The sequence below is a fragment of the Nocardioides astragali genome (assembly GCF_024436375.1).
Taxonomy (GTDB): Bacteria; Actinomycetota; Actinomycetes; order Propionibacteriales; family Nocardioidaceae; genus Nocardioides; species Nocardioides astragali.
The window spans coordinates 815,984-840,005 of record NZ_JAFMZM010000003.1 but is presented as its reverse complement, the minus strand read 5'-3'; the positions used below and the strand labels follow the sequence as shown (position 1 = coordinate 840,005).

Genomic DNA, 24,022 nt, shown 5'->3' with positions numbered 1-24,022 from the left:
GTACTCCTGAGGCCGCCGGGCCCTCTCCCCACCCCGCGGTGGCACGATCTGCCGGTGGCGACGCCTGAGCTCATGTCCGACTGCTCGAGATGCTTCGGGCTGTGCTGCGTGCTGCTCCCCTTCGCGGCCGCCTCCGGGTTCGGCGTCGACAAGCCCGGTGGCACTCCGTGCCTCAACCTGCTCGACGACGACCGGTGCGGCATCCACACCTCCCTGCGCGAGGACGGCTGGCCGGGGTGCACCGTCTTCGAGTGCTTCGGCGCGGGCCAGCAGGTCTCCCAGGTCACCTACTCCGGCCGCTCGTGGCGCGAGCAGGACAACCTGGGCGAGATGGGCGCGGTCCTCTCGGTGATGCGCCAGCTGCACGAGATGCTCGTGCACCTCACCGAGGTCGGCCGACGCTCGCCCGACCCTGCGGCCGAGTCAGCGCGCGCCGAGATCACGACGCTGACCGAGGCCGACCCCGAGACCCTGCTGACCTACGACCTCGACTCCCTGCACCAGCGGGTCGGGGGCCTGCTCGCCGACGCCAGCGCTCGCGTACGACGCCCGTGGCCGGCCGCTCGCGACCGGTCCCGCGCAGACCTGGCCGAAATCCGCCTGACGGGCGACCTCCGAGGCTGGGGCTTTCGCGGCGCGACGATGATCAGGGCCGACCTGCGCGGGGCAGACCTCCGGGAGGCGGACCTGCTCGGCGCGGACCTGCGCGACGCCGACGTCCGTGGGAGCGATCTCTCCTCGGCGCTCTTCCTGACCCAGCCCCAGGTCAACGCGTCGGTGGGCGACGCGACCACCGTGTTGCCCGAGGGCCTGGCCCGCCCGGGCCGGTGGCTCGCCTAGGCAGTGAGCAGGCCGACGCCCAGGCTGGTCAGGCTCAGCGCGAGCAGCAGGGCGCCCGCGAGCACCAGCACTATCAGCCGGTTGGGCTCGGTGCGCCCGGCTCCCATCGAGGAGAAGAAGAAGCCGCCGGGCATCAGGAGCGCCGACACGGCGACGCCGGACCGCGACAACCAGTCCAGCGCCCCGCCCTGGCTCGTCGAGTCGGCCAGCACCTGGCAGACCAGGGCGAGGATCAGCAGCACCCCGGCGTGCGCGTGGCCGGCGCGGGCGAACTTCTCCTGGAACGGCGTCACCTCGGCCGCCCCGCGCGCGATCTTCAGCAGGTAGAGCCCACCGGTCTCCACCGTCACGAGCGACAGCAGCAGGACGCCGGTGAGGATGCGTGACTCGTCGGAGAGGACGTAGGCGGTCTCCATGCGGGCACTCCGATCGGGTTGGATAGCGAACTCTCCAAAGATTAGACAGTATGCTATCCAAAAGCAACGCGAGGAGATCTCATGTGGATGGCGGAGCTGGCCGAGCGCAGCGGAGTCGCGGTTCCGACGATCAAGTTCTACCTGCGCGAGGGCCTGCTGCCGCGGGGCGAGGCACGCGGTGCCACGCGGGCGACGTACGACGTCGAGCACGTGCGGCGGCTGCGCCTGATCAGGGCCCTCGTCGACGTGGCGGGCTTCCGCCTGGACCGGGTACGCGAGGTGCTGGCCGTGCTCGACGACCCGTCGGTGTCGCTGCACGAGGCGCTCGGCGCCGCGCACCAGCTGCTCTCCCCGGCCGTGACCGAGGAGCCGACGCAGGAGAGCCGGGACGCCGTGGCAGAGGTCGTCCGCGCCGTCGACTCCGCCGCGGATCCGGACGGCCGGCACGCCACGGCGGTCGCCGCCGCGCTCGACACCATGAGCCGTGCCGGCCAGCCGGTCTCCATCGAGGGACTGACGCGCTACGCCCGAGCCGTGCGGGAGCTGGCGGCGGCCGAGGTCGGCCTGGTCGCGCCGGAGAACCGGGACGAGGCGGTGACGTACGCCCTGCTGGGCAGCGTGCTGGCCGAGCCGGCGATCCTCGGGCTGCGCCGGATGGCGCACGAGGACCAGTCGATCAGGCGGTTCTCGGACCCGTCCTGACGCGTCACGACCCCGGCGCCTCACCGAAGGCGTGGTCGTCGCCGAACGGGTTGTCGCAGAAGATGACCGACCAGTGCACGCATCCGATGGGCTCGTCGACCAGCGGCCGCTCGTCAATGACCAGGAGCCAGCGGCCCGCCTCGAGCGGCGCGCGGTCGCCCACCAGGCCACGGGCCGAGCCGGGAGCGCTGAGGGTGCGAGTGCACCACGGCTCACCGTCGGCAGTGGCCGCGTCGACGAAGGTCACCGCCGCCTCGTCCACGAATCCGATCGGCTCGCACCCGTCGTGGGCCAGTCCCGCCCGTCCCTCGACCGCGAGCAGGTCACGTGCCTCGTCGGCGGACTCCACGCGCCAGGCCGCGACCCCGCGGATCGTGCAGACCTCGCGGTAGCTCTGCACGATCCAGCCGGCGTCGTCGGTGTCGAACTCGCAGTGCTGCTCGATCCAGCGCTCGTCCGGCTCACGGGCGGCGGCAGCGACCACGTCCTGCTGTCGGTCCGCCGCAGGGGGCAGGGCCTTCTCGAGCTCGGCGGTCACCAGGTCAGCGAGGACGTCGCGCTTCTGGTGCGCCTGCACGAGTGACGCTCCGTTGAACCCGAGGTAGGCCAGGACGACGAGCGCGAGCAGGCCGCCGAGGACCTTTGCCAGGACGGACACGACGCGGGAGGCACTGGTCATGCCCTCGATCGTCGCTGGTCCGGGCCCGACTGGCGACCCACTGGGTGCTCAGTCGAGCCCGGCAGGAGGTCAGGAGTAGCGGTGGCTCTTGGCCGCGTGTGCGCGCTCGCGCGTGCAGGTGCGGCCGCTCATGTTGCGGTGACCGCACAGCTCCTCGCTCGCCGCCGAGTCGGTGCCGAAGACCGTCTCGGGTGCGGGCCCGGAAGCCGGTCCGGGCGCAGCCTTCTCAGCCGCCACCGGCGGCGCGACGGGGGGCCGGGCCGCGGGCCTGGCCGGCGCACTCGCCGACCGCTTCTGTGCTGCGGCGTACTTGGCCTCGCGCATCGCCCGCAGGTTGTCCATCTTGCTCATGGCTTGCTCATCGCTCGATCACACCCCTGAACCTACGCGGTCGCAGGGACACTCGCGCGGCGACGTGGCTCACCGGCTCCAGTCGATGCTGTCGTGCACGGCCTGCAGCCGGGCTCCGCGCACCGGGTCGTGCTGAGCGACCCAGGCGATCCGACCGCGGAGGTGGTCCTCGTAGGCGGGGACGTCGTCGCGGTTCTGGGTGCTGGGTCCGTACCTGTGGCAGTTGTGCAGGATGGCCCGCAGGACGTCGACCTGGGACCGCGCCACACGCGGCCGGTCGTTGACGACCAGGCCAGCGAGGCGCTGCCGGCCCGCACGGGGCATGACTCCCGTCTTGCGGGCATTCAGCCTGAAGCCCTCGTCCTTCACGATGTCCTCGATCGCCTCGATCAGCCTGGAGGTGCCCGTCCCCCAGCCCGCCGCTCCCGAGAAGGCCAGGTCGTCGGCGTACCGCGTGTAGCGCCCGCCCCACGACCTGGCCAGCGCGGTGAGCCGTACGTCGAGCCGGAAGGCCCCCAGGTTCGCCATCGCCGGCGACGTGGGCGCGCCCTGCGGGAGGTGCGGGACGGCGAGTCGACGGCCCAGGCGCCAGTGGGCGTCCAGGAGACCCTCGTCCGCGGGCTTGGGGACGGCGCGCCAGGCCGAGCGCGGCAGGACGCACGTGACCAGACCGGCCAGGCAGTGCGCCACGGGCTCGGGGTAGCCGGCGGTGCGCCAGATGCCGTAGACGCGGGAGACGGTGACGCTGGCGAAGAACGCCTCGAGGTCGAGCCGCAGGACGACGCTCCTGCCGGCGTGGGGCGAGGCATAGGACCGCACCGAGCCGCCGGGACGGAAGCCCCTGGCCGCGTCGTGTGGCGGGATCAGGGACGCCACCTCGTCGAGCAGCCGGCGCTGGATGACCTTGAGCCTCGGCTTGGGTGCCTCGAGGACCCGGATCGCGCCGCTGGGGGCCGGGCGATGGCTCACCCGGTAGTGCTGGAGGGGCACGTCCGACGCGCTGCGCGCGAGGTGTCGGGGGTCGGCGAACCAGTCGAGCTCGGACCCGCTGACGCCGAGGAACGCCGCGACGTCGTCGAGGCCATCGAGCACGGGGAGTCGCCACCGGTTGGTGAGCATCGCCGTCCCCGCCACGGTGTGCACGCGCGCGGAGGCGGCCCCTGCCTTGGCCGCCGCCGGGCGCGTGGCGATGTTGGCCGCGAGCTCCCGGGGGCGGTCGCCCGGGGCGCGGGGGTAGAGGGCGAGCGTCTGCCGGACGAGGGGGGCCAGCCACCGGGGACGGCGACCCAGGACCACCGTCCCGTTCTCGACGAGACCCTCCTGGGTCCACTCGCCGGCGAGGAACCCGGCGGCCAGGGCACGCGCCAGGTCGGACCTCATCCGGACCGCGACGCGATGGCTGGGGCGGGGTGCGGCAGCGCAGCCCGACCTGTCCCGTCGTGCGCGCGATGACCTGCAGCGGAGCGCAGCGAGTCGCGCGCGGTGCTGTGCCCGAACGTTCCGGTGGTCCCCGGGGTAGCCCCGGAGAAGCAAACCGGTGACGCGCACCGGTCCGCCGTCTCGAGATTGCGCTGCCGCACCCGGGCACCCTAGCGGCAGGCACCACAGCGTCCGGGCCTGCGCAGGATCAGGAGTCGGGCGCTCCGCAGTACGCGGCCAGGTGGGCCAGGGACGCGTCTAGCCCCTGCTGGTGGGCGTCGGCGTCGATGCCCGCCGGGACGTCGGTCGCGTCGATCGCGACCCGGGTCCCGCCGCCGCGGGCGGTGAACGTCCAGGTCATCGTCATCCGGCCGGCGTTGCCGGGGTCGTCGGACTCGAACTCGACGCCCCACACCACCCGCTCGCCGGGCACGAGCTCGTCGATCACGACGTGCGTCACGTCGGTGTCGGACGTGGTCTTCCCGCCACCCTCAGGCGCCTCGTCGTAGTGGAGCGTCATGGTGAAGCCACCGCTCTCGTGCAGACGAGCCTCGGAGAGCTCGCCACGCATGCCGTCGGGTGGCAACCAGGCGCCCAGGGCCTCAGGGTCGACGAAGGCGGCGTAGACCTCCTCAGGCGTGGCGACGACGTCGGCGACGGCCCGGTCGATCCTCGGCACGGCTCAGCTCCTCCGTCGCCAGACGACCATCGACTGGCCCGCGGCCTGGTGGAGCACCGGGAGCTTGTTGGCCGGCGCCTGCGCGGCACCGCGCATGGCGAGCATGCGACGTACGGCGTCGAGCTCGGCCAGCAGCTCCTCGTTGCGCGCGCGGAGCGCGTCGACCTGCAGCTCGAGCGCCATGATCCGGCGTACGCCCTCGATGCCGATGCCGGCGCTGGTCAGGTCCGCGATCTGGCGCAGGCGCTCGAGGTCGCGGTGGGAGTAGCGCCGACCGCCTCCGCCGGTGCGCCCGGGCTCGATCAGCCCCATCCGCTCGTAGGCCCGCAGCGTCTGGGGGTGCAGGCCGGTCAGCTCCGCAGCGACGCTGATGACGTAGACCGCGGCTTCCGGGTTGGGCTGGGGCGAGAACGGCGAGGTGCTCATGCGGTGTTCATGCGGGGTCCCCGCGGCGTTGTTCGACGGAGGAGCGGAGCGGAGGAGACGAAGAACGTCGTGGGGTGTTCATGCGGGGTGCTCATGACTCGAACAGTCCGTTGCGCAGCGGCTTGCCGGCGGTGGCCGCGCGATAGGCCTCGAGGGCCTCGCGCGCGGTCTGGTCGAGAGTGGCCGGCACCTGGACCTCGACGGTGGCCAGCAGGTCGCCCTTGCTCCCGTCGCGCCGGGTGGCGCCCTTGCCGCGCACCCGGAAGGTGCGTCCGTTGGGCGTGCCGGGCGGCAGCTTGAGGGTGACCGGAGCGCCACCCAGGGTCGGGATCTTCACCTCCGCCCCGAGGGCCGCCTCGTCGAAGGAGACGGGTACGTCGAGGGTGAGGTTGTCGCCCTTGCGCCCGAAGACGCGGTGCGGAGTCACCTTCACCGTGACGAACAGGTCACCCGGAGGGCCACCCTGCTCACCTGGCGCACCCTTGCCCTTGAGGCGGATCCTGGCGCCGTCCTTGACCCCCGCCGGGATCCGGGCCTGGATCGACCGCGCGGAGGTGCCGCGCCCGCTGCCGTGGCAGGTCGGGCACGCCTCGTCGTAGACGAGCTGGCGGCCGCCGCACGCGGGGCAGGTCTCGTTGATCGAGAACGCGCCACCCGTGCCGGCCACGACGAAGCCCGCGCCCTCGCACTCGGGACAGATGTGCGGCCGGGTGCCGGGCTTGCCGCCGGTGCCCTGGCAGGTGGCACACGCCGCGTCGGACGTCAGCCGGAGCGAGACGGTCACGCCGTCGAGCGCGTCGGTGAAGCCGATGGTGGCCGTCGTCTCGGCGTCGGCGCCGCGCCTCGGGCGCGCCTGCTGCTGGGTGCGGCCGCGGGCCCCACCCCCGAAGATGTCGCCGAACATGTCGCCGAGCCCGCCGGAGCCGCCGCGGTCGCGGAGCAGGTCGTCGAGGTTGAAGCCTCCTCCACCGAAGCCACCGCCGCCCATGCCTGCGCCGAAGCCGCCGGTCGCCTGCAGCGAACGGAACTCGTCGTACTTCTTGCGCTTGTCGGGATCGCCGACGACGTCGTACGCCTCCGCGACCGCCTTGAACGTGTCGTGCTTGGCGTCGTTGCCGGGGTTGGAGTCGGGGTGGTTCTCCCGGGCGAGCTTGCGGTAGGCCTTCTTGATGTCGGCCGCGCTCGCATCCTTGGCGACGCCAAGGACCTGGTAGAAGTCCTTGGTCGCCCAGTCGTTGCGGAAACCGTCGGTCTCAGCCATGGATGAACCTCCCTTCCCTCATCAGCCGGGTCGGCCGGTCAGGCCTCGGCCGGGTCGACCACGAGCACCTGGGCCGCGCGGACGACGCGGTCGCCGAGGCGATAGCCGCCCTTGGCGACGTGCTTGACGGTGGTCACCTCGACGTCTGCGTCGGTGCCGAGGTGGCTCAGCGCCTCGTGGAGCGTCGGGTCGAAGGCGTCACCGGGCTCGCCGAAACGGACCAGCCCGGCAGCCGCGACCACCCGCTCGAGCTGCTCGGCGACCGCCTTGAGGCCGCCCTCGAGCTCGCCGTGCTCCTTGGCGCGGTCGATGGTGTCGAGGACCTCGACGACGGGGGTGAGCGCCTTGTAGGCGGCGCTCTCGGCCACCAGCTGGCGGTCGCGGTCGACGCGCTTGCGGTAGTTGGCGTACTCGGCCTGGAGGCGCTGGAGGTCGTTGGTGAGGTCGGCGAGCAGTCCCTTCATGGCGGCCAGCTCGTCCTCCTCGGTGTCGGTGTCGATGTCGTCCGGACGCTCCTCGGCGGTGCCGGAGTCATCACCTGCGACGGCGTCACCGGCGACCTGCTCCTCGACCTCGGTCTGCGACGGGGCCTCGCCCGCCGCGTCGCCGAACCCCTCCGGAGAGGGAGCCACGGCGGGCTCCCCCTCCGGCTGGTCGCTCACGTCGGGACCCAGGTCGGGCTCGGCGGGGCGTTCGGTCACTTGGACTCACCCTCGGTGCCGGTCGACCCCTCGTCACCCTCGGCGGGCTCGTCGACGATCTCGGCGTCGACGACGTCGTCGTCGGCCTCACCGGTGGCGCCACTCGCGCCACCCGCGGCGGCCTGCTCGGCCTCGGCGGCGGCGTACATCGCGGCGCCCATCTTCTGGCTCGACTCACCGAGCTTGGTGACGGCCGCGCCGATCTCCTCGGAGGAGGCGTCCTCCTTGGCGAGGGCCTCCTTGAGCGCGTCGACGTCGGCCTGGACCTCGGTCTTGACGTCGTCGGGGAGCTTGTCGGTGTTGTCGGCGAGGAACTTCTCGGTGGTGTAGACGAGCTGGTCGCCCTGGTTGCGGGCCTCGACCGTCTCGCGACGCTTGGCGTCCTCCTCGGCGTACTGCTCTGCCTCCTTGACCATGCGGTCGATCTCGTCCTTGCTCAGGGCCGAGCCGCCGGAGATGGTCATCGACTGCTCGCGCCCGGACGCCTGGTCCTTGGCGGCGACGTGCACGATGCCGTTGGCGTCGATGTCGAAGGTGACCTCGATCTTGGGCACGCCGCGGGGGGCGGGCGGCAGGCCGGTCAGCTCGAAGTTGCCGAGCGGCTGGTTCTGCGACCACATCTGGCGCTCACCCTGCGCCACCTTGATCTCCACGGACGGCTGGTTGTCGTCGGCCGTGGTGAAGATCTCCGAGCGCTTGGTTGGGATCGTGGTGTTGCGCTCGATCAGCGTGGTCATCACGCCGCCCTTGGTCTCGATGCCGAGGGACAGCGGCGTGACGTCGAGGAGCAGGACGTCCTTGACCTCGCCCTTGAGGACACCGGCCTGCAGCGCAGCACCGACTGCGACGACCTCGTCGGGGTTGACGCCCTTGTTGGGCTCCTTGCCGCCGAGCAGCTCCTTGACGAGCTCGGTCACCGCGGGCATGCGGGTCGAGCCGCCGACCATCACCACGTGGTCGATGTTGGCGACGGCGACGCCGCCGTCCTTGAGCACCGACTGGAACGGGGCGCGCGTGCGCTCGAGCAGGTCGTTGGTCAGCTTCTGGAACTCGCTGCGGGTGAGCTTCTCCTCGAAGTGCAGCGGGCCGCCCTCGCCGTGCGTGATGTAGGGCAGGTGGACCGTGGTCTCGGAGCTCGAGGACAGCTCGATCTTCGCCTTCTCCGCGGCCTCCTGGAGGCGCTGCTTGGCGATCTTGTCGGCACCGAGGTCGACGCCGTTGTTGTCCTTGAACTTCTTGACCATCCACTCCACGACGCGGTTGTCCCAGTCGTCACCACCGAGGTGGTTGTCACCGGAGGTCGCCTTGACCTCGACGACGCCCTCGCCGATCTCGAGCAGGGAGACGTCGAACGTGCCACCACCGAGGTCGAAGACGAGGATCGTCTGGTCGTCGCCCTTGTCGAGGCCGTAGGCCAGGGCAGCCGCGGTCGGCTCGTTGACGATGCGGCTGACGTTGAGCCCCGCGATCTCGCCGGCCTCCTTGGTCGCCTGGCGCTGCGCGTCGGAGAAGTACGCCGGGACGGTGATGACCGCGTCGGTCACGGGCTCGCCGAGGTAGGCCTCGGCGTCGCGCTTGAGCTTCTGGAGCACGAAGGCGCTGATCTGCTGGGGGGTGAAGGTCTTGTCGTCGATCTCGACCTTCCAGTCCTCGCCCATGTGGCGCTTGACGGACCGGATGGTGCGGTCGACGTTGGTGACCGCCTGCCGCTTGGCGACCTCTCCGACGAGCACCTCGCCGGACTTGGTGAAGGCCACGACGGACGGGGTGGTCCTGGCGCCTTCGGCGTTGGCGATGACGGAGGGCTCGCCACCCTCGAGGACGGCGACGACGGAGTTCGTCGTGCCCAGGTCGATGCCGACCGCTCGTGCCATGTGTGTCTACCTCCTGCTGTGGCCCCGGGATGTCCGGGGACGACGTCGTGGGTCCGGGTGCCGGAGCACCCGCCGATGTCCACCATCCTGACGTCTGGCGTCCGAACTGGCAAAACAGTTGAGTCGATCCGGCTCAACTCTCATCACCCGGTTCAACGCACGACGCGCGTGGATGTTCCCGTTCCGCGTCATCGATTTCGCGGCGGCTTCGGGCAGGCCCCTAGCCTTGGCGCATGATCCGGCACACGGTCGCCTTCCGCCTCCACCACGCTCCCGGCTCGGCCGAGGAGCAGGACTTCCTCGCCACCGCACGTGGGCTGGCCGACATCCCCGGCGTCGAGTCGTTCGAGCAGCTGCGGCAGACCAGCGCGAAGAACGACTTCGCGTTCGGCTTCTCGATGGAGTTCGCTGACCAGGCGGCGTACGACGCCTACAACGCCCACCCCGTCCACACCGCGTTCGTCACGGACCGCTGGGTGCCCGAGGTGGCGGACTTCCTGGAGATCGACTACCAGCACCTCTGACCTGGCGCTCGGTCAGCGGGTCCAGACGTACGGGGTCGTCGTGGTCACGGCCCTCAGGCCGGAGCGCTCGAGGATCGGGCGCGACATGTCGGTGCAGTCGGAGTGGATGAGGCTGATGCCCCGGTCGAGGGCCGAACGTGCCCGCGCCGCGACGAGGGCGCGGTAGATCCCCCGGCCGCGGAACTCGGGCAGCGTCGAGCCGCCCCAGATCCCCGCGAACGCGGTGCCCGCCACCGGGGTCAGCCGTCCGCCGCACACGATGCGGTCGCCGACCTCGGCGATCCAGAACTCGGAGTCACCGCTCTCCAGCTCGGCGAGCGCCGAGGCCACCGACGGGCCCCGACCGGTGCCGAAGACGGACTCCTGGGCGGCCAGCATGCGGGTCAGGTCGGTCACGACGTCGTCGCCCTCGCCGATCCGGCGTACGACGACCGGGCCGTGCGGCGTCTCGGCAAGGGGTACGTCGACCGCGAGCAGCGCGGCCTCGCCGATCATCACGGTCTCGAGCGGCTCCGCGACGAGACCGTGGGCGACCAGTCGTTCCCCGAGGTCGGGCGGCAGGTCGTGGCCGCGCGACTTCCACTCGAAGGACGACACCTCCGTGTCGTCGCGGTAGTGGGCGACGGTCCGGTCGATGAGGTCGTCCAGCGCGTCGCCTTCGGCCCCCGCGAGGTCGCGGTAGGAGACGAAGCCGCCGTGGTCGAACACCGCCCAGAGGAGCGGTCCCTCCTGCACCACCTCGAGGGCGCGGGCCATCTCGGCATCCGTGCGCAGCTGGTCGTCGTAGGCGCTCAGCAACTCGTCGGGGGTCACGGCCGACACCCTAGGCGGACTCCGACGGCGACCGCCCTTGGATTTCGGGTCCGCCGCGCATCCCCGAAGCGGGGGGAATCGGCGGTATTCGCCTGCGTGAACGCGCATTGAGGCCGCACACTGTTGCACGTGCTCCACCGGGGGATCCGGCGCCGCGTCGGCGGCGCCTCTGTCGTCGTGCTGCTGGTGGCTGCCCTGATGGCCTTCTCCGTCGACGACCGTGCGGGCGCGGACCCCACCCGGTGCCAGCAGCACCGCTTCGACGCCCGCGAGCGCTCGGGCATCGTCACCGGCGAGGGACCGCCCGTCCTGGTGATCGGCGACTCGTGGTCGCTCGGCCTCGGCCAGGACGACCTCGGCAGCTCGTGGGCCGCCCGCCTGCCCGGCGAGGTGCACGTCGACGGGTTCTCCGGCTCCGGGTTCAGCGCGCGGGCCAGCGGGTGCGGCCGCGTCTCCTTCCACGACCGCGCCTCGACCGCGCTCGGCACCCGCCCGCACCTCGTCGTGGTCGAAGGCGGCCTCAACGACCACGACCAGCCCGCCGCCGCCATCGACCGCGGTTTCCGCGAGCTGATGGCCGACCTGGCCGGGCACCGGGTCGTCATCGTCGGGCCCGCGGACGCCCCCTCTCGCTCCGGCGCGGTGCCCCGGGTCGACGCCCTGCTCGCGTCCCTGAGCGCGGAGTACGGCGTCCCCTACGTCCGCACCAGCGACCTGGACCTCTCCTACCTCGAGGACCGGCTGCACCTCACCGAGGACGGGCACCGCGACTTCGGCGACGCGGTCGCCGACCGAATCACCGCCGTCTCACCCTCCCGGCCGACGGTTATCGCCGGCTGATCCGCTCTCCGCAGAGGGAATCGCGCGATCTTCCGATTATCGGACGCGCGTCGATTGTTCTCCGCGGGGCGTGCAGGTTCTCGCGTTGCATGAACCTGCAGATCTGCGTCCATTGACGCCAGCACCGCAGATTGCGAACTTGTGCACTGGTCTGCCTCACCAATCCCCTCCTCGCGCCCACTTGGGCGCGAACTCATGATTGGAAACCCCAGTGAAAAGAAGTCGCCTGGCCAACCTGGCCGGACTCGCAGTGGCCGCGGTCACCGCGTCCCTCCTGGCACCTGCCGTCACCTCGGCAACCGCCGCCCCCAACAACGACCCGGCCACGAGCAATCCTCGTGGCGAGGCCCGCGCAGCGGCGTTCTCGTGGGTCGAGGGTCACCGCACCCAGCTCAAGCGCGCACCCGGTGACCGGATCACGCAGGTCGCGTCGCTCCCCGGCGCCAACGGCACCTGGTCGAACGCCTACCAGCGCACCCACCGGGGCCTCGAGGTCTTCGGTGGTGACTTCGTGGTCATGACCGATGCTGCCGGCAAGGTGGTCACCACCTCGATCGCCCAGCGCAAGGTCATCGACCTCCCGACGCTCCGGCCGACGGTCGGTGTCGCCGCAGCCAAGAAGGCAGCGGGCACCCGCTTCGACGAGGTCGAGCGCGTAGGCGCCCCGGAGAAGCTGATCTACGCGCTGGGCCGGCCCCGTCTGGCCTACCGCGTCCCGGTGTCCGGTGAGCAGGCCGGCCTCCACGCCGGAGAGGACGTCTACGTCGACGCCAGGACCGGCAAGGTCCTGGACTACACCGTCACGCTCGCCCACGGCACCGGTGACGGCTTCCACAACGGCCCCGACCCGCTCTCCTTCCGCACGACGCAGTCCGGATCCACGTTCACCATGTCCGACTCGACGGTCCCCGGACTCACCTGCGGACAGGCCAACGGAACGTCGCGCACCGTGCCGGTGCTCTCCGGGCCGGACGACGTCTGGGGCCAGGGCAACACCTCCATCGAGACCGGCTGCGTCGACGCGCTCTACTCCGTCCAGCAGCAGGACGACATGCTCAAGAACTGGCTCGGTCGCAACTCCTTCAAGGGTGACGGCACGTCCTGGCCGATCCACGTGGGGCTCAACGACCAGAACGCCTTCTACTGCCACGGCCAGGCCGACTGCGGCGGCCGCAACGAGGTCCAGTTCGGCAAGAACCCCAGCGGCAACTGGGTCTCCACGCTCGATGTCGCCGGTCACGAGATGGGCCACGGGATCGACGACTACACCCCGAGCGGCATCTCGCGCCGCGGCACCCAGGAGTTCGTGGGCGACGTGATGGGCACGCTCACTGAGCACTACGACAACCAGCCGTCGCCGTACGACACTCCCGACTACCTGATCGGCGAGGAGGCCAACCTCGTCGGCAGCGGCGAGATCCGCAACATGACCAACCCCGCCGCGGAGGGCCACCCCGTCTGCTACACGACGGCGATCGACACCACGCAGGTGCACGCCGCCGCGGGTCCCGGCGACCACTGGTTCTGGCTGCTCGCCAACGGCGGCACCTCGCGCTGCGACAGCACCGCCGTCACCGGGATCGGCATCCAGAAGGCCGGCAAGATCTTCTACAACGCCATGTTGTTGAAGACCACGGCCAGCGGCTACCAGGCCTACCGCACCTGGACGCTCCAGGCCGCCAAGACCCTGCACCCGACCACCTGCACCGAGTTCAACGCCGTCAAGCTGGCGTGGGACGCCATCAACGTGCCGGCGCAGACCGGTGAGCCGACGTGCTCCAGCACCGGTTCGGTCAGCGTCTCCAGCCCGGGCAACAAGACCGGCACGGTCGGCACCGCCATCAGCAGCTTCACCCTGAGCGCCTCCGGCGGCCAGTCGCCCTACACCTGGACCGCGACCGGCCTGCCCTCCGGGATCACGATGAGCTCTACCGGCACCGTGTCCGGCACGCCGACCGCAGCCGGCACCTTCACGGTCACCGCGACCGCGCGTGACTCCGCGGGCGCCACCGGCTCCACGCAGTTCACCTTCACCATCAGCGGTGGCGGTGGCGGTAGCCAGCTGCTCGGCAACCCGGGCTTCGAGTCCGGCGCGACCGTGTGGACCGGCACCTCCGGCCCGATCACCAACAGCACGGGCCGCCCGGCCCGCACCGGGTCGTGGAAGCTGTGGCTCGGCGGCAACGGATCGACCAGCACCGAGACGATCAACCAGTCGGTGACGATCCCGTCCACCGCGACCGCGGCCTCGCTGTCGTACTGGATCCGGACCGACACAGCCGAGTCGGGCTCCACGATCTACGACCGCATGCGGGTCCAGGTCGTGGACGGCGCGACGGTCACGACGCTGCGCACCTTCAGCAACGTCGGCACCAACGCGACCTACACGCAGTTCGCGCACAGCCTGCTGGCCTACAAGGGGAAGACGGTCACCGTCCGCTTCACCATGACCGAGGACTCCTCGCTCCAGACCAGCTTCGTGGTCGACGACACCGCGCTCAACGTCTCCTGACGTAGCGCCCCCACCGGACGGGGCGGGGCAGCAGCAGTGCTGCCCCGCCCCGTTCGTCGTCTCGACCCTGCCCACACCCAGCCTCTCGGGAGATCCCCATGCGCACACTCCGTACGACCACCCGGTCCGCCACCCGGTCCGCCACCCGGTCCGCCCCCCTGGCCACGGTGGCCGCCGGCGCCCTCGTCGCCACCATGTCCGGGGTGGCCCTCGTCGGCACCGGCTCGCCCGCCGTCGCGGCCCCCTCGCCCGACCTCAGCACCGCCAACGTCACCGCCCACCTGCAGCAGCTCCAGTCCATCGCCAACGCCAACGGCGGCAACCGCGGCACCGGACGCCCGGGCTACAAGGCCTCGCTCGACTGGGTGAAGGCCAAGCTCGACGCGGCCGGCTACACCACCCAGGTGCAGAGCTTCTCGACCTCGTCCGGCACGTCCTACAACCTGATCGCGGACTGGCCCGGCGGCGACGGCGAGCACGTCGTGATGACCGGCGCCCACCTCGACAGCATCGCCTCCGGCCCCGGCATCAACGACAACGGCACCGGCTCCGCGGCCGTCCTCGAGGCTGCCCTCGCCTGGGCCGCGAGCGGCAACACCGCCCGCAACCACCTGCGCTTCGCCTGGTGGGGTGCGGAGGAGCTCGGGCTCCTCGGCTCCAACCACTACATGCGCAACCTGCCGACGGCGGAGAAGGACAAGATCGACCTCTACATGAACTACGACATGGTCGGCTCGATCAATCCCGGCTACTTCGTCTACAACGACAACCCGGCGGGCAACGGCGCCCGCGACAGCCTGACGGCCTACTACGCGTCCAAGGGCATCCCCTGGGAGTACATCGACGTCCAGGGACGCTCGGACCACGCTTCGTTCCGCAGCCACGGCATCGCGACGACCGGCATCTTCTCGGGCGCCGAGGGCACCAAGACCTCCGCCCAGGCACAGAAGTGGGGCGGTCAGGCCGGCCAGCCGTACGACCCGTGCTACCACCGCTCCTGCGACACGATCTCCAACGTCGGCACCACCGCGCTGGACCGCAACCTCGACGCGATCGGTCACATGGTGTGGCTCTACGCCGACAAGGACTACGGCACGACGCCGCCGACCACCCCGCCGCCGGGCGCCAACCTGCTGGCCAACCCGGGCTTCGAGTCCGGCGCGGTGAGCTGGGCCGGCACCTCGGGTGCCGTCACCAGCAACACCGGCCGCCCCGCACGCACCGGGTCATGGAAGGCCTGGCTGGGCGGCAACGGCAGCACGTCGTCGGAGACGATCTCGCAGCAGGTCACCATCCCGTCCACCGCGACGGCCGCGTCGTTGTCGTACTGGATCCGCACCGACACCGCCGAGTCCGGCTCGACGGCCTACGACACCCTCAAGGTGCAGGTCGTCAGCGGCACCACCACCTCGACCCTGAGGACCTTCAGCAACGTGGGCGTCAGCGCGACGTACGCGCAGTTCTCCCACAGCCTGCTGGCCTACAAGGGCAGGACCGTCACCGTGAGGTTCGTGATGTTCGAGGACTCATCGCTGCAGACGAGCTTCGTGCTCGACGACACGGCCGTCACCACCGGCTGATCCACCACCAGATCCGCCGGCTGATCCGCCGGCTGGAGCTCCTGTCGGGCCGGTCCTACTCCGCCAGCCACGCCGCCCAGGCGTCGAAGGAGTAGGGCCGGCCCAGGAAGTCGGCGACGAGGTCGGCGGCGTCCTTGCTGCCGCCCATCGCGAGCACCTTGTCGCGATAGGCGCTCGCCTTGTCGGCGGCGAACATGTCGTCGCGGTCGAACGCGGAGAACAGGTCCTTGGAGATCACGAGGGACCACATGTAGGTGTAGTAGCCCGACGAGTAGCCGTCGAGGTGGCCGAAGGCGCAGTGCATGTGGGCGCCCTCCAGCGGCGGGAACACCGAGTAGCGACGCTGGAGCTCGTCGCCGTAAGCCGTCAGGTCGTCGTGCTGCCGCGCGTGGAACCAGTAGGAACGAGCGGCGTAGGACATCTGGTGGACGGCGTATATGCCCTTGCCGAAGTGGTCCGCCCGGCGCATCGCGGCGACCAGGTCGGCCGGGATCGTCTCGCCCTCGGCGTTGCGGGCGAAGGTGGCGAGCACGTCGGCGTCCCAGGCCCATTCCTCGAGCATCTGGCTCGGGGCCTCGACGAAGTCCCACTCGGTCGCGACGCCGGAGAAGCGCAGCCACTCCCCCTGCCCGCCCAGGACGTGGTGGACCAGGTGGCCGAACTCGTGGAAGAGCGTCACGACCTCGTCGTGCTCCATCAGGCCGCGGCTGAAGTTGCAGACCAGGACGCCCTCCGGCAGCTGCTCGCCCGCGATGCCCTTGACCATGTCGAACTGGGCGGCGTGCTTGTACTTGCCCTCGCGCGGGTGCAGGTCGAGGTGGATCCGGCCGATCCGCACGCCCTCCAGGTCGACGTCGTAGCTCGCCACGTCGGCGTGCCACGTGCCGGTATCGGGCTGCGGGACCGGGGTCCACCCGAGGCCGAAGAGCCGGCCGGTGACGTCGAGCAGGCCCTGGCGGACGGACTCGAAGGGGAAGTAGGTGCGCACCACCTGGCCGTCGACTTCGTACTGCTCGCGGCGCACGAGCTCGGCGTAGTAGCGGGAGTCGTAGGTCGCGACGTCCTCTGCAGCCGGGTCGTCCACGCGCTTGCGCTCGAGCAGCACCGCGACCTCCTGCCGGGCGCGCTCGATCGCGACGTCACTGATCCGGTCGATGAACTCGGCGATGGCCTGGCCGGTGCCGATCATCTTGACCTCGGCGTCGTAGTCGGGCCAGGAGGCGTAGCCGAGCAGGTCGGCGGTCTCGCGCCGCACGGCCAGCAGGTCCTGGAGCACCTCGTCGTTGGCGGGCCACGCGACATTGCTCTGCGCGAGCGCCAGGTCGCGACGCGCGTCGGCGTCGGAGCCGAAGGTCGTGAACGGGACCAGGTCGGGGTAGTCGGTGGTGATCGTGACCAGGCCGTCGTCGTCGGCGGGGTGGGCCGCGCGATAGTCGTCGGGGAGTCCGGCCAGGCGCTCGGGCGCGATGCGGATGGAGCGTACGTCGTCGCGGATGTTGCGGCCGAAGTCCTGGGAGAGCTTGACCGCGCGCTCGCTGAGCTTGCGCAAGCGGTCGCGGGTCGCGTCGTCGCGGTCGACACCGGCGCGGCGGAAGTCGCGCAGCGTGTGGTCGAGCACCCGTCGGGCGTCGTCGTCGAGCCCGCCCTGGGGGCCCGCGTCGAGGGCGTCGAGCACCGCGAACAGGTCACGGTCCTGCCCCAGCTCGGTGACGTACTTCTGGACCTGCTGGCTCAGCTCGTCGGCCCGGTCGCGCACCCCGGCGTCGGGGTGCACCTCGGCCCAGAGGGCGACCGATCCGGCGTTGGCGATGGCGATCTCGGCACGGTTCCAGGCCGCCAGCACCTCGCGCGCACCACCCTCGCCCGGACCCTGGGCGGACTTCACGTGCTCGACCTGTCGCTTCGCCTCGGCGAGCTGGCCCTCGCAACGCTCGCCGACCCACGCCAGCCAGTCGCCGCTTCCGGGCAGACCGAGCGGCTCGTGCGCATCGGAGGTGGACGTGGGCTGCGTGTCGGTGTCGTGGGCCACGAAGGAGGAGCCTACGCACGGGCTGTGACGAGCTCCACCGGGTTGTGCGACCGGCCGCCGCGCGACCCCACGTAGCGTGTCGGGGTGAGCACTCAGGGGGTGACGGGGTTCCGGTTCCGCGACGTCTGGCTCGTGGCCTACGGCCCCTCGATCGTCTCCGCGGTGGGGCACGGCGCGATCATGCCGGTGCTCGCCCTGCGTGCGCGCGACCTCGGCGCGGACGTCAGCACGGCCGCCGCGATCGTCGCGCTGACCGGCGTCGGCATGCTGCTGGCCAGCCTTCCTGCGGGCGCTCTCGTGGCCCGGATCGGCGAGCGACGGGCGCTGGTCGGGGCCGGGTTCGCCGACGCCGGGGCGATGGCCCTCGTCGCCCTCACCGACTCCGTCGTGGCCCTCGCGGTCGGCGTACTGCTGAGCGGGGTGTGCTGGACGCTCTTCCTGATCGCGCGCCAGGGCTTCATGATCGACGTCGTCCCGGCCACGCACCGGGCCCGCGCGATGTCGCTGCTGGGTGGTTCCTACCGCGTCGGCGTGCTCGTCGGGCCGCTCATCGGTGCGGGCCTGATCAGCCTCACGGACCTGAGCAGCGTCTTCTGGCTGGGGGCCGCCATGTCGGTCTGCGCCTCGCTGCTCGCCGCGCTGATGCCCGACCTGGGCGAGGAGAAGCGGGCCGCGGCGAAGGCGTCCGGCCACCTCGCGGTGTGGACGGTCATCGCCTCCCACCGGCGGGTCCTCGCCACCCTCGGCACCGCCGTCGTCATCCTCGGGATGAGCCGCTCGCTGCGGCTCAGCCTGCTGCCGCTGTGGGCCGACCACCTCGGGCTGTCCGCCGCCACCACCTCGCTGATCTTCGCCGGCGCGGCCGCGCTCGACGTCGCGTTCATGTGGCCGGGCGGCTGGCTGATGGACACCCGCGGCAGGATGGTCGTGGCGGTGCCGGTCGTCCTCTCGATGGCGGTGGCCTGCCTGCTGCTCCCCCTCGCCACGTCGGTGGCGTCGGTGGCGCTGGTCATGGGCCTCATCGCCTGCGGCAACGGCCTCGGGTCGGGCATCGTGATGACGCTCGGCGCCGACGCCGCGCCGGGCGAGGGCCGGGCGCAGTTCCTGGGCGCGTGGCGGCTCTGCGGCGACATCGGCAACACCGGTGGCCCGCTGCTCGTCGGCGCGGTCGCGGCAGTGGCGCCGCTGGCGACCGCCTGCCTGGTGGTCGGCGTGCTCGGGCTCGCCGGTGCCGGCTGGGTGGGCTACTGGACCCACCGGGTCGACCGGGCGCGCGTCAGCGCCGCCGGCGGCCGACCGGTCCGCCAGGTGCCTGCCGGATGATCCGGTCAGTGGTCGTCGCGCTCGGGGGGCTGTTCGCTGGCTGGGCGACGGTGCCGAGCCTGATCGGGCTCAGCTTCGAGGTGAACGGGTTCGGTAGCGACAGCACCCCGCTGGGAGTGCTCGGCTATGTGCTGCTGACGCTGCTGTGGCCGGTGCTCACGGTGGGGATCGGGATGTGGCTCGGCCGGGTGTGGTCCGGGCTGGCCGCGTACGGCGTCGGCGTGGCGATGGGCGTGGTGGTCCTGGGAATCTTTGCGTGAGACGCCCACCTCGAGGCCGGTCGCCGGTGGTCAGCCGACGGTCACCGTGACCTCGTTGGAGACCGCCTCGGTGTCGGTGTCGACCACGCGGAACTTGTTGGGACCGGTGCGGCTGGTCTGCACGTAGGTCGCGAACGTGCCGCCGGAGACCGACATGGTCACCGGGAAGTCCTGCCAGGCGCCGTTCTCGAAGCGCTGCACCTGCAGGATCGCGCCCTCACCGGACTGGTAGGTGCCGGTCAGGTCGATCTGCTGCATCGGGCTGACCGACTGCTGCGTCGCGGTCAGCGAGATGGCCTCCGCCGGGGCCTCGGACGACGTCTCCGTGCCGGCACTGGGCTCCACCGGGTCGGGTGCCGGGGCCGAGGTGCCGGTGTCGCTTGGCCTGGGCAGCTGGAAGGTTGAGGGGGTGCCGCTGTCGTCGCTGGCGCTCGACGCCTCACCGATGCCCGTGGCCTTGACCCCGACCATCACGGCGAGCCCTCCCAGCAGGCCGATGGCCACGGCGACGCCGACCAGGGCGATCAGCCCGGTCAGGACGGGACGGTTCTCGCTGTCCATGGGGACCTTTCAACCGGAGGGCGGGGCTCTCGACATTGTCCAAGATGGCTGGTCGCATGGCCAACCAGCGCGCACCGACGCCTGCGTCCCGGGCGCCCCTCAGCCCGGACTTGGCAGGATGGGGACATGCAGTCACCGTTGCGGCACGGCAGGGCAGCCATCGGTACGACGATCGCCGGAGGCGCCCTGGCCGCGCTGTCCCAGGCCCCGGAGCGCGCCTCGCGCCTGCTGCGGCACCGCTACCCCACGGTCGCGGTCACCGGGATGACCGGCGTGGGCAAGACCCGGCTCGCCGACCGGCTCTCGCGCCGCGCGAGCGCTCAGTCCTCGGCGGAGACCGACCAGGACGTGGGCTCCGCTGTCCTGGAGCGGCGTACGCGCCGCAACGCGAAGCTGCGCGGATACCGCTTCCGCGTCGTCCCCGGCGAGAACGCCGCCACCCGCCTCGGTGCGCTCGACGAGGTGTTCCACGACGAGCCGGTCGACGGGGTCCTCCATGTGGTCGCCAACGGCTACGCCACCCCGCGGCGCACGGGCGGCACGAGCGGTTCCGCACTCGCCTCGCGCGAGGAGCAGCTGGCTGCCGAGCTGGAGGACTGGGCCATCACCGCGCACCGGATCGCCAGCATGGCCGTACGCCGCGAGCGGCCGACGTGGCTGGTGGTGGCGGTGACCAAGGCCGACCTGTTCGCCGACGACATCGACGCCGCCGTGCGCTACTACTCCCCCGGCAGCGGCTCGCCCTTCGGCGACAAGCTCGACGAGCTGCGCGCACTGGCGGGCGGGGCGAAGCTCTCGATCGACGTGCTGCCGGTGTGCGCGCAGGGCGGTGGCAGGAAGTCGGCTGACCCGTCGAGGCTGACCGACAAGGCGTGCACGGACCTGCTCGGTCGGCTCGAGCTGCGCATGGCCCAGCTCTGCGGGCACGTCTGAGCGGTCCAGCCCACCGACGGAAGTCGTTCACAACTTCACGACTCCGGGTTTCGACGCCGTTCATCGGGGGAGAAGAGCGCCATGAGGCCGATCGCGATCAACCAGCGGGCGTTGCGGACCGCCAAGGAAGAGCTGGACACCGCCCGCGAGACCCTGCGGTCCGCGCTCGGCGACGTCGACCATCCAGCCGACGACTTCCCGTGGCGCGGCCTGATGGTCGAGGGCGTACGCAGCCTCGTGGACGACGCTGAAGAGATCACCAAGAAGTGCCGCACCATCGCCTCGGCCATCGACGACTCGATCATCGACTTCGACGAGCTCGACCTGATGGTCGGCCAGGCCGCCCAGGTCGCCGCCAAGCTCGACCAGGTGGACCCGCGATGACCCGGGTCGTGGTCGACAAGATCGAGGTCCAGCAGGACGGCCTGAAGTTCGGCGATCCCATCGGCTGCCACTACCACTGGCTCGAGCCGGACAAGGTCGACTCCTACGGCGACTCCGTCCGCCGGCTCGCCGCCAAGGTCGAGCTCGCGGCCGACGGGTTCGAGCGCACCGCGACCCTGTCCGAGGAGGTCTTCGCGGGTGAGGCCGCTGACGCCCTGCGCGACCGTGCCGGCCGCCGCCACGAGGAGTCGGTGAGCGTCCGCGACAACCTGCGCGGACTCGGGCGGGCCATCAACGCCTACTCCGACGTGCTGCGTCGGCACCGCGAGGGCCTCGACCAGCTGCGCGCCTTCGCGGCGGCCCAGGGGCTGGAGATCCGCGACAACCGCATCTGGCCCCCGGTCGAGACGATCGCCGGCGACGCTCCGCAGAAGGAGATCGACGCCTGGGAGCGGGACTGGAAGGCCTACCAGCAGTGCTTCGAGACCAAGATCGAGCTGCGCGACGCCCGCCGGGTGAGCACGCGTGAGCTGATCAAGGCGCTCGCCGACCATGCCGGGGTCCACCCCGACAAGGACCGGGCGAGGTTCGTCGCGGCCGACGCCAACCAGGTGAAGTTCGGCGAGCTGCGCCGCGAGGCGGCCGAGGAGGCGATGGAGGCCGTCCAGGCCAACGACCGCGCCGATGCCGCCCAGCGCACGGTCGACGGGCTCAAGCGCCGCGAGCAGTCGGCCCTCGACGACCTCGAGGAGATGGTCCTCGCGGAGCGTCCTCCGGCGGAGATCCAGGCCCAGGCCGACAAGGTGGCCGCCCTCCACCGCGAGCTCACCGAGGCTCGCGTCGAGGCCCGTGAGGCCGACACCGTCGCCGACCGAGAGCAGGCCCAGGCCAACCGGGCCGCGCGCAACCTCGAGGACGCCGAGGCCGGCAAGCCGCGGCTGGCCGACCAGACCTCGTGGCAGTCCGCCGACCTGAAGGACCGGCTGGGCTGAGGGCTGGGCTGAGAGCTGTCAGCCCAGGAGCTCGACCTCGTAGCGCGGCACCGGGTTGTCCCTCAGCGCGCCGCACGTCAGCTGCCGAGCGGCCTCGAGCACTCGGAGCACCTGCACCCGGACCGTGCGGTCACCGGCGTCGAGGGTCACCGTGGTGAGGTCTGCCTCCGTCCGCGCCGCGGTGGGGCGTACGTCGTCCAGGCCCCGCAGGTCGAGGAGCCGCCGCACGTGGATCTCCGCCGCCTGCACCGGCATCGGCATGTCCGAGCGACCGCGGAGGTGGTCCAGGGACACGCGGCCCTCGACCGCTGCGTCCGCGACGTCGAGCGCCGCGTCCGGGTCGACGCGCCCGTAGTAGAGGCCGCGCGGAAGGACGAGCAGGTTGCCGGCGAACCGGTCGCCTCCGATGTGCGAGCACTCCCAGACGGCGTCGGCGTGGCGGCTCCTCGCGAGGGCCAGGGCGACCGGCCTGCCGCGCTCGGCGCAGCACGCGTCGTGCCGGCCGTGGGTGCACACGGCGAGGAGCGGACCGTCGTAGGGATCCAGGCCGGGCGAGCGGCCCTGGCCGAGGGCGGTGAGGTCGAGGCCACGCACGTCGTCGACGGTCGCGAGCGTCCCCGCCTCGAGCCAGGAGTCGGCACCGGCCGCGCGCGCGGCGAAGACGCGGACTCCCGCCTGCCCGGCGCGTCGGCCCGGCCGCCGGACCAGCAGCACCCGTACGCCCGACCTGCGCCCGGTGCGCGACAGGTGGTCGCCCAGACCATCGGGCAGTCGTGCGTCGCGGAGGGCCTCGACGCCCCACGCACCCCGGTGCTCGACCAGGAGGAAGCTGCGCACCGTCGACGCGGTGCCGGCGAGGTCGTCGTTGCGAGCCAGGCTGGCCGCAGCACACCGGAAGGGTGTCACCGCACGACCTCGAGCAGGCCCTCCCGCACCAGCCGTCGGCACAGCACGAGCGCACTCGCGGGATCGAGGGGGAGATCGGCCGGCGTCAGCTCGTGGCGGGCCGCGACCACGTCGACGGCGTCGCGGATGCGGGCGGGCACGCGCAGCACGCGGTCGCCGAGCAGGACCCGTACGACGTCGTCCCCCGCGGCCGCGACGACCTCACACGGGTGGCCGGGGCGGCGCCGCAGGACGCTGTCGTCACTGAGGCCCCGCGTCAGGGCCTCCCGGTCGAGCAGCGCGCCGGCCATCCGGGGCGGGCGCTCGCTGAGGAAACGCACGGCCTGCTCCTGCGCCGCGGCGGGCGCGTCGAGGCGGCGTACGGCGTCGGCGACGGCACCGAGGTGCCGGCCGATCCCGTCGGCCAGCCGGTCGGGATCGGTGAGGTAGCCGGCCGGGAGGTGGTCGTCGGCAACGTCGTCGAGGACGTCGAGGACGAGGCGCGAGACGAGCTGGCGCCAGGTGAGCTGGTTGATGCCGATGGTGAGGTGCAGCGACACGGCCTCCTGCGCCCGTGCGGCGTGGGGGGTGCCGGTGGGGAGGTAGGCGACGACGCCGGGCTCGAGGAGGAGCTCACCGGGACCGCCCTCGCCGTGGATCTCCCAGAGCTTGGTGCCGTGGGTCTGCATCACGAAGACGTCGTGGGAGTCGGAGTGCACGGCGAAGCCCTGGGCGCCGGGCGGGGTGAGGTAGGCGTTGGCCTGGCAGGGGTGGCCCAGCTCGAGCTCGAGGCCGGCGAGGAGGTCCGACACCGGGGTCCAGTAGCGCTGGAGGCCCTGGAGCACGATCGTGGCGCCCTCGTCGTGCAGGCGCATCAGCTTCACGGGATCGACCAACCCGGTCAGGGGCTTGCCGGCCAGGCTGCCGCCGCGGGTGAAGGACGACTCGGGCAGCACCGACCCGTCGCGGGCGACCCGGACCGCAGGTGCGCGGATCGCAGTCTCGGTGAGCAGGTGGTCGACGTCGGCGAGCGACAGG

At 71.8% G+C, this 24,022-nt stretch carries 25 protein-coding genes; 11 read left to right on the top strand and 14 right to left on the bottom strand.

The window, feature by feature from the left end; genetic code table 11:
• The first annotated feature begins 54 nt into the window (after positions 1–54).
• Entirely contained in the window at positions 55–840 is a 786-nt protein-coding gene (locus J3P44_RS13205) for a pentapeptide repeat-containing protein (RefSeq protein ID WP_255890857.1), read from the top strand.
• Here the strand turns inward: J3P44_RS13205 and J3P44_RS13200 are convergent.
• Positions 837–1,256 carry a hypothetical protein gene (locus tag J3P44_RS13200; RefSeq protein WP_255890856.1) on the bottom strand — a complete coding sequence of 140 codons (420 nt, stop codon included), beginning with the start codon at positions 1,254–1,256 and terminating at the stop codon, positions 837–839. The genes J3P44_RS13205 and J3P44_RS13200 overlap by 4 nt on opposite strands.
• Before the next feature lie 81 nt (positions 1,257–1,337).
• Here J3P44_RS13200 and J3P44_RS13195 point away from each other — a divergent pair, with 81 nt between their 5' ends.
• Entirely contained in the window at positions 1,338–1,958 is a 621-nt protein-coding gene (locus J3P44_RS13195; RefSeq protein ID WP_255890855.1) for a MerR family transcriptional regulator, read from the top strand.
• Positions 1,959–1,962: 4 nt separating this feature from the next.
• Here the strand turns inward: J3P44_RS13195 and J3P44_RS13190 are convergent, their stop codons facing one another.
• From J3P44_RS13190 to dnaK, 8 genes are all read right to left on the bottom strand, one after another.
• Positions 1,963–2,637, bottom strand: coding sequence for a hypothetical protein (locus tag J3P44_RS13190; protein ID WP_255890854.1), 675 nt, complete (start codon positions 2,635–2,637; stop codon positions 1,963–1,965).
• 69 nt (positions 2,638–2,706) lie between these two features.
• A complete protein-coding gene (locus J3P44_RS13185) occupies positions 2,707–2,988 on the bottom strand; it encodes a hypothetical protein (RefSeq protein WP_255890853.1) in 282 nt (93 codons plus the stop codon).
• 69 nt (positions 2,989–3,057) lie between these two features.
• Complete coding sequence (locus J3P44_RS13180; RefSeq protein WP_255890852.1) at positions 3,058–4,368, bottom strand: reverse transcriptase family protein; 1,311 nt, start codon at positions 4,366–4,368, stop codon at positions 3,058–3,060.
• A 247-nt stretch (positions 4,369–4,615) separates the two neighbouring features.
• Positions 4,616–5,086, bottom strand: coding sequence for an SRPBCC domain-containing protein (locus J3P44_RS13175; protein WP_255890851.1), 471 nt, complete (start codon positions 5,084–5,086; stop codon positions 4,616–4,618).
• Positions 5,087–5,089: 3 nt separating this feature from the next.
• The gene (locus J3P44_RS13170) at positions 5,090–5,512 is read right to left on the bottom strand and encodes a heat shock protein transcriptional repressor HspR (RefSeq protein ID WP_255890850.1); all 423 of its coding nucleotides are present in this window, start codon (positions 5,510–5,512) and stop codon (positions 5,090–5,092) included.
• Between the two features lie 91 nt (positions 5,513–5,603).
• Positions 5,604–6,773 (bottom strand): molecular chaperone DnaJ, encoded by a 1,170-nt coding sequence (gene dnaJ, locus J3P44_RS13165; RefSeq protein WP_255890849.1) that lies wholly within the window; start codon positions 6,771–6,773, stop codon positions 5,604–5,606.
• 38 nt (positions 6,774–6,811) lie between these two features.
• Entirely contained in the window at positions 6,812–7,474 is a 663-nt protein-coding gene (grpE, locus tag J3P44_RS13160; protein WP_255890848.1) for a nucleotide exchange factor GrpE, read from the bottom strand.
• Positions 7,471–9,348, bottom strand: coding sequence for a molecular chaperone DnaK (dnaK, locus tag J3P44_RS13155; RefSeq protein WP_255890847.1), 1,878 nt, complete (start codon positions 9,346–9,348; stop codon positions 7,471–7,473). Before dnaK ends, grpE begins: the two co-directional genes overlap by 4 nt.
• A gap of 233 nt (positions 9,349–9,581) precedes the next feature.
• Between dnaK and J3P44_RS13150 the strand changes: the two genes are divergently transcribed.
• Positions 9,582–9,872, top strand: a complete 291-nt coding sequence (locus J3P44_RS13150; protein WP_255890846.1) for a Dabb family protein — start codon at positions 9,582–9,584, stop codon at positions 9,870–9,872.
• Positions 9,873–9,884: 12 nt separating this feature from the next.
• On the opposite strand, the gene J3P44_RS13145 is transcribed toward J3P44_RS13150, so the two are convergent.
• Positions 9,885–10,685 carry a GNAT family N-acetyltransferase gene (locus J3P44_RS13145; protein ID WP_255890845.1) on the bottom strand — a complete coding sequence of 267 codons (801 nt, stop codon included), beginning with the start codon at positions 10,683–10,685 and terminating at the stop codon, positions 9,885–9,887.
• A 129-nt stretch (positions 10,686–10,814) separates the two neighbouring features.
• Here J3P44_RS13145 and J3P44_RS13140 point away from each other — a divergent pair, with 129 nt between their 5' ends.
• The 3 genes from J3P44_RS13140 to J3P44_RS13130 all read left to right on the top strand — a co-directional run bounded on the left by J3P44_RS13140 (position 10,815) and on the right by J3P44_RS13130 (position 15,617).
• Positions 10,815–11,525, top strand: coding sequence for an SGNH/GDSL hydrolase family protein (locus tag J3P44_RS13140; RefSeq protein WP_255890843.1), 711 nt, complete (start codon positions 10,815–10,817; stop codon positions 11,523–11,525).
• Positions 11,526–11,736: 211 nt separating this feature from the next.
• Positions 11,737–14,037: a M4 family metallopeptidase gene (locus J3P44_RS13135; protein ID WP_255890842.1), complete on the top strand. Its 2,301-nt coding sequence runs from the start codon at positions 11,737–11,739 to the stop codon at positions 14,035–14,037.
• A 98-nt stretch (positions 14,038–14,135) separates the two neighbouring features.
• Positions 14,136–15,617, top strand: coding sequence for a M28 family metallopeptidase (locus J3P44_RS13130; RefSeq protein WP_255890840.1), 1,482 nt, complete (start codon positions 14,136–14,138; stop codon positions 15,615–15,617).
• 55 nt (positions 15,618–15,672) lie between these two features.
• Here the strand turns inward: J3P44_RS13130 and J3P44_RS13125 are convergent, their stop codons facing one another.
• Entirely contained in the window at positions 15,673–17,646 is a 1,974-nt protein-coding gene (locus J3P44_RS13125; RefSeq protein WP_255890839.1) for a M3 family metallopeptidase, read from the bottom strand.
• Positions 17,647–17,730: 84 nt separating this feature from the next.
• On the opposite strand from J3P44_RS13125, the gene J3P44_RS13120 reads away from it, so the two are divergent.
• Both J3P44_RS13120 and J3P44_RS13115 read left to right on the top strand, forming a co-directional pair.
• The gene (locus J3P44_RS13120; protein ID WP_255890837.1) at positions 17,731–18,969 is read left to right on the top strand and encodes an MFS transporter; all 1,239 of its coding nucleotides are present in this window, start codon (positions 17,731–17,733) and stop codon (positions 18,967–18,969) included.
• A complete protein-coding gene (locus J3P44_RS13115) occupies positions 18,966–19,229 on the top strand; it encodes a hypothetical protein (RefSeq protein WP_255890836.1) in 264 nt (87 codons plus the stop codon). Before J3P44_RS13120 ends, J3P44_RS13115 begins: the two co-directional genes overlap by 4 nt.
• A gap of 30 nt (positions 19,230–19,259) precedes the next feature.
• Here the strand turns inward: J3P44_RS13115 and J3P44_RS13110 are convergent, their stop codons facing one another.
• Positions 19,260–19,790, bottom strand: a complete 531-nt coding sequence (locus J3P44_RS13110) for a hypothetical protein (protein WP_255890835.1) — start codon at positions 19,788–19,790, stop codon at positions 19,260–19,262.
• 126 nt (positions 19,791–19,916) lie between these two features.
• Between J3P44_RS13110 and J3P44_RS13105 the strand changes: the two genes are divergently transcribed.
• The 3 genes from J3P44_RS13105 (at position 19,917) to J3P44_RS13095 (ending at position 22,099) form a co-directional block, all read left to right on the top strand.
• Positions 19,917–20,723 carry a hypothetical protein gene (locus tag J3P44_RS13105; RefSeq protein WP_255890834.1) on the top strand — a complete coding sequence of 269 codons (807 nt, stop codon included), beginning with the start codon at positions 19,917–19,919 and terminating at the stop codon, positions 20,721–20,723.
• Positions 20,724–20,804: 81 nt separating this feature from the next.
• Complete coding sequence (locus tag J3P44_RS13100; RefSeq protein WP_255890833.1) at positions 20,805–21,107, top strand: hypothetical protein; 303 nt, start codon at positions 20,805–20,807, stop codon at positions 21,105–21,107.
• Entirely contained in the window at positions 21,104–22,099 is a 996-nt protein-coding gene (locus J3P44_RS13095) for a hypothetical protein (RefSeq protein WP_255890832.1), read from the top strand. The genes J3P44_RS13100 and J3P44_RS13095 overlap by 4 nt, the downstream gene beginning before the upstream one ends.
• 18 nt (positions 22,100–22,117) lie before the next feature.
• Here the strand turns inward: J3P44_RS13095 and J3P44_RS25530 are convergent, their stop codons facing one another.
• Together J3P44_RS25530 and J3P44_RS13085 are read right to left on the bottom strand one after the other, a co-directional pair.
• A complete protein-coding gene (locus J3P44_RS25530; RefSeq protein ID WP_255890831.1) occupies positions 22,118–23,005 on the bottom strand; it encodes a ferredoxin family protein in 888 nt (295 codons plus the stop codon).
• Complete coding sequence (locus J3P44_RS13085; RefSeq protein WP_308212262.1) at positions 23,002–23,940, bottom strand: JmjC domain-containing protein; 939 nt, start codon at positions 23,938–23,940, stop codon at positions 23,002–23,004. Before J3P44_RS13085 ends, J3P44_RS25530 begins: the two co-directional genes overlap by 4 nt.
• Positions 23,941–24,022 lie beyond the last annotated feature (82 nt).

Bases quoted from the DNA above. Each gene is read 5' to 3' on its own strand.
- J3P44_RS13200 (WP_255890856.1), bottom strand. From the start codon at position 1,256: ATGGAGACCGCCTACGTCCTCTCCGACGAGTCACGCATCCTCACCGGC.
- J3P44_RS13195 (WP_255890855.1), top strand. From the start codon at position 1,338: ATGTGGATGGCGGAGCTGGCCGAGCGCAGCGGAGTCGCGGTTCCGACG.
- J3P44_RS13190 (WP_255890854.1), bottom strand. From the start codon at position 2,637: ATGACCAGTGCCTCCCGCGTCGTGTCCGTCCTGGCAAAGGTCCTCGGC.
- J3P44_RS13185 (WP_255890853.1), bottom strand. From the start codon at position 2,988: ATGAGCAAGATGGACAACCTGCGGGCGATGCGCGAGGCCAAGTACGCC.
- J3P44_RS13180 (WP_255890852.1), bottom strand. From the start codon at position 4,368: ATGAGGTCCGACCTGGCGCGTGCCCTGGCCGCCGGGTTCCTCGCCGGC.
- J3P44_RS13170 (WP_255890850.1), bottom strand. From the start codon at position 5,512: ATGAGCACCTCGCCGTTCTCGCCCCAGCCCAACCCGGAAGCCGCGGTC.
- dnaJ (WP_255890849.1), bottom strand. From the start codon at position 6,773: ATGGCTGAGACCGACGGTTTCCGCAACGACTGGGCGACCAAGGACTTC.
- dnaK (WP_255890847.1), bottom strand. From the start codon at position 9,348: ATGGCACGAGCGGTCGGCATCGACCTGGGCACGACGAACTCCGTCGTC.
- J3P44_RS13150 (WP_255890846.1), top strand. From the start codon at position 9,582: ATGATCCGGCACACGGTCGCCTTCCGCCTCCACCACGCTCCCGGCTCG.
- J3P44_RS13130 (WP_255890840.1), top strand. From the start codon at position 14,136: ATGCGCACACTCCGTACGACCACCCGGTCCGCCACCCGGTCCGCCACC.
- J3P44_RS13115 (WP_255890836.1), top strand. From the start codon at position 18,966: ATGATCCGGTCAGTGGTCGTCGCGCTCGGGGGGCTGTTCGCTGGCTGG.
- J3P44_RS13110 (WP_255890835.1), bottom strand. From the start codon at position 19,790: ATGGACAGCGAGAACCGTCCCGTCCTGACCGGGCTGATCGCCCTGGTC.
- J3P44_RS13105 (WP_255890834.1), top strand. From the start codon at position 19,917: ATGCAGTCACCGTTGCGGCACGGCAGGGCAGCCATCGGTACGACGATC.
- J3P44_RS13100 (WP_255890833.1), top strand. From the start codon at position 20,805: ATGAGGCCGATCGCGATCAACCAGCGGGCGTTGCGGACCGCCAAGGAA.
- J3P44_RS13095 (WP_255890832.1), top strand. From the start codon at position 21,104: ATGACCCGGGTCGTGGTCGACAAGATCGAGGTCCAGCAGGACGGCCTG.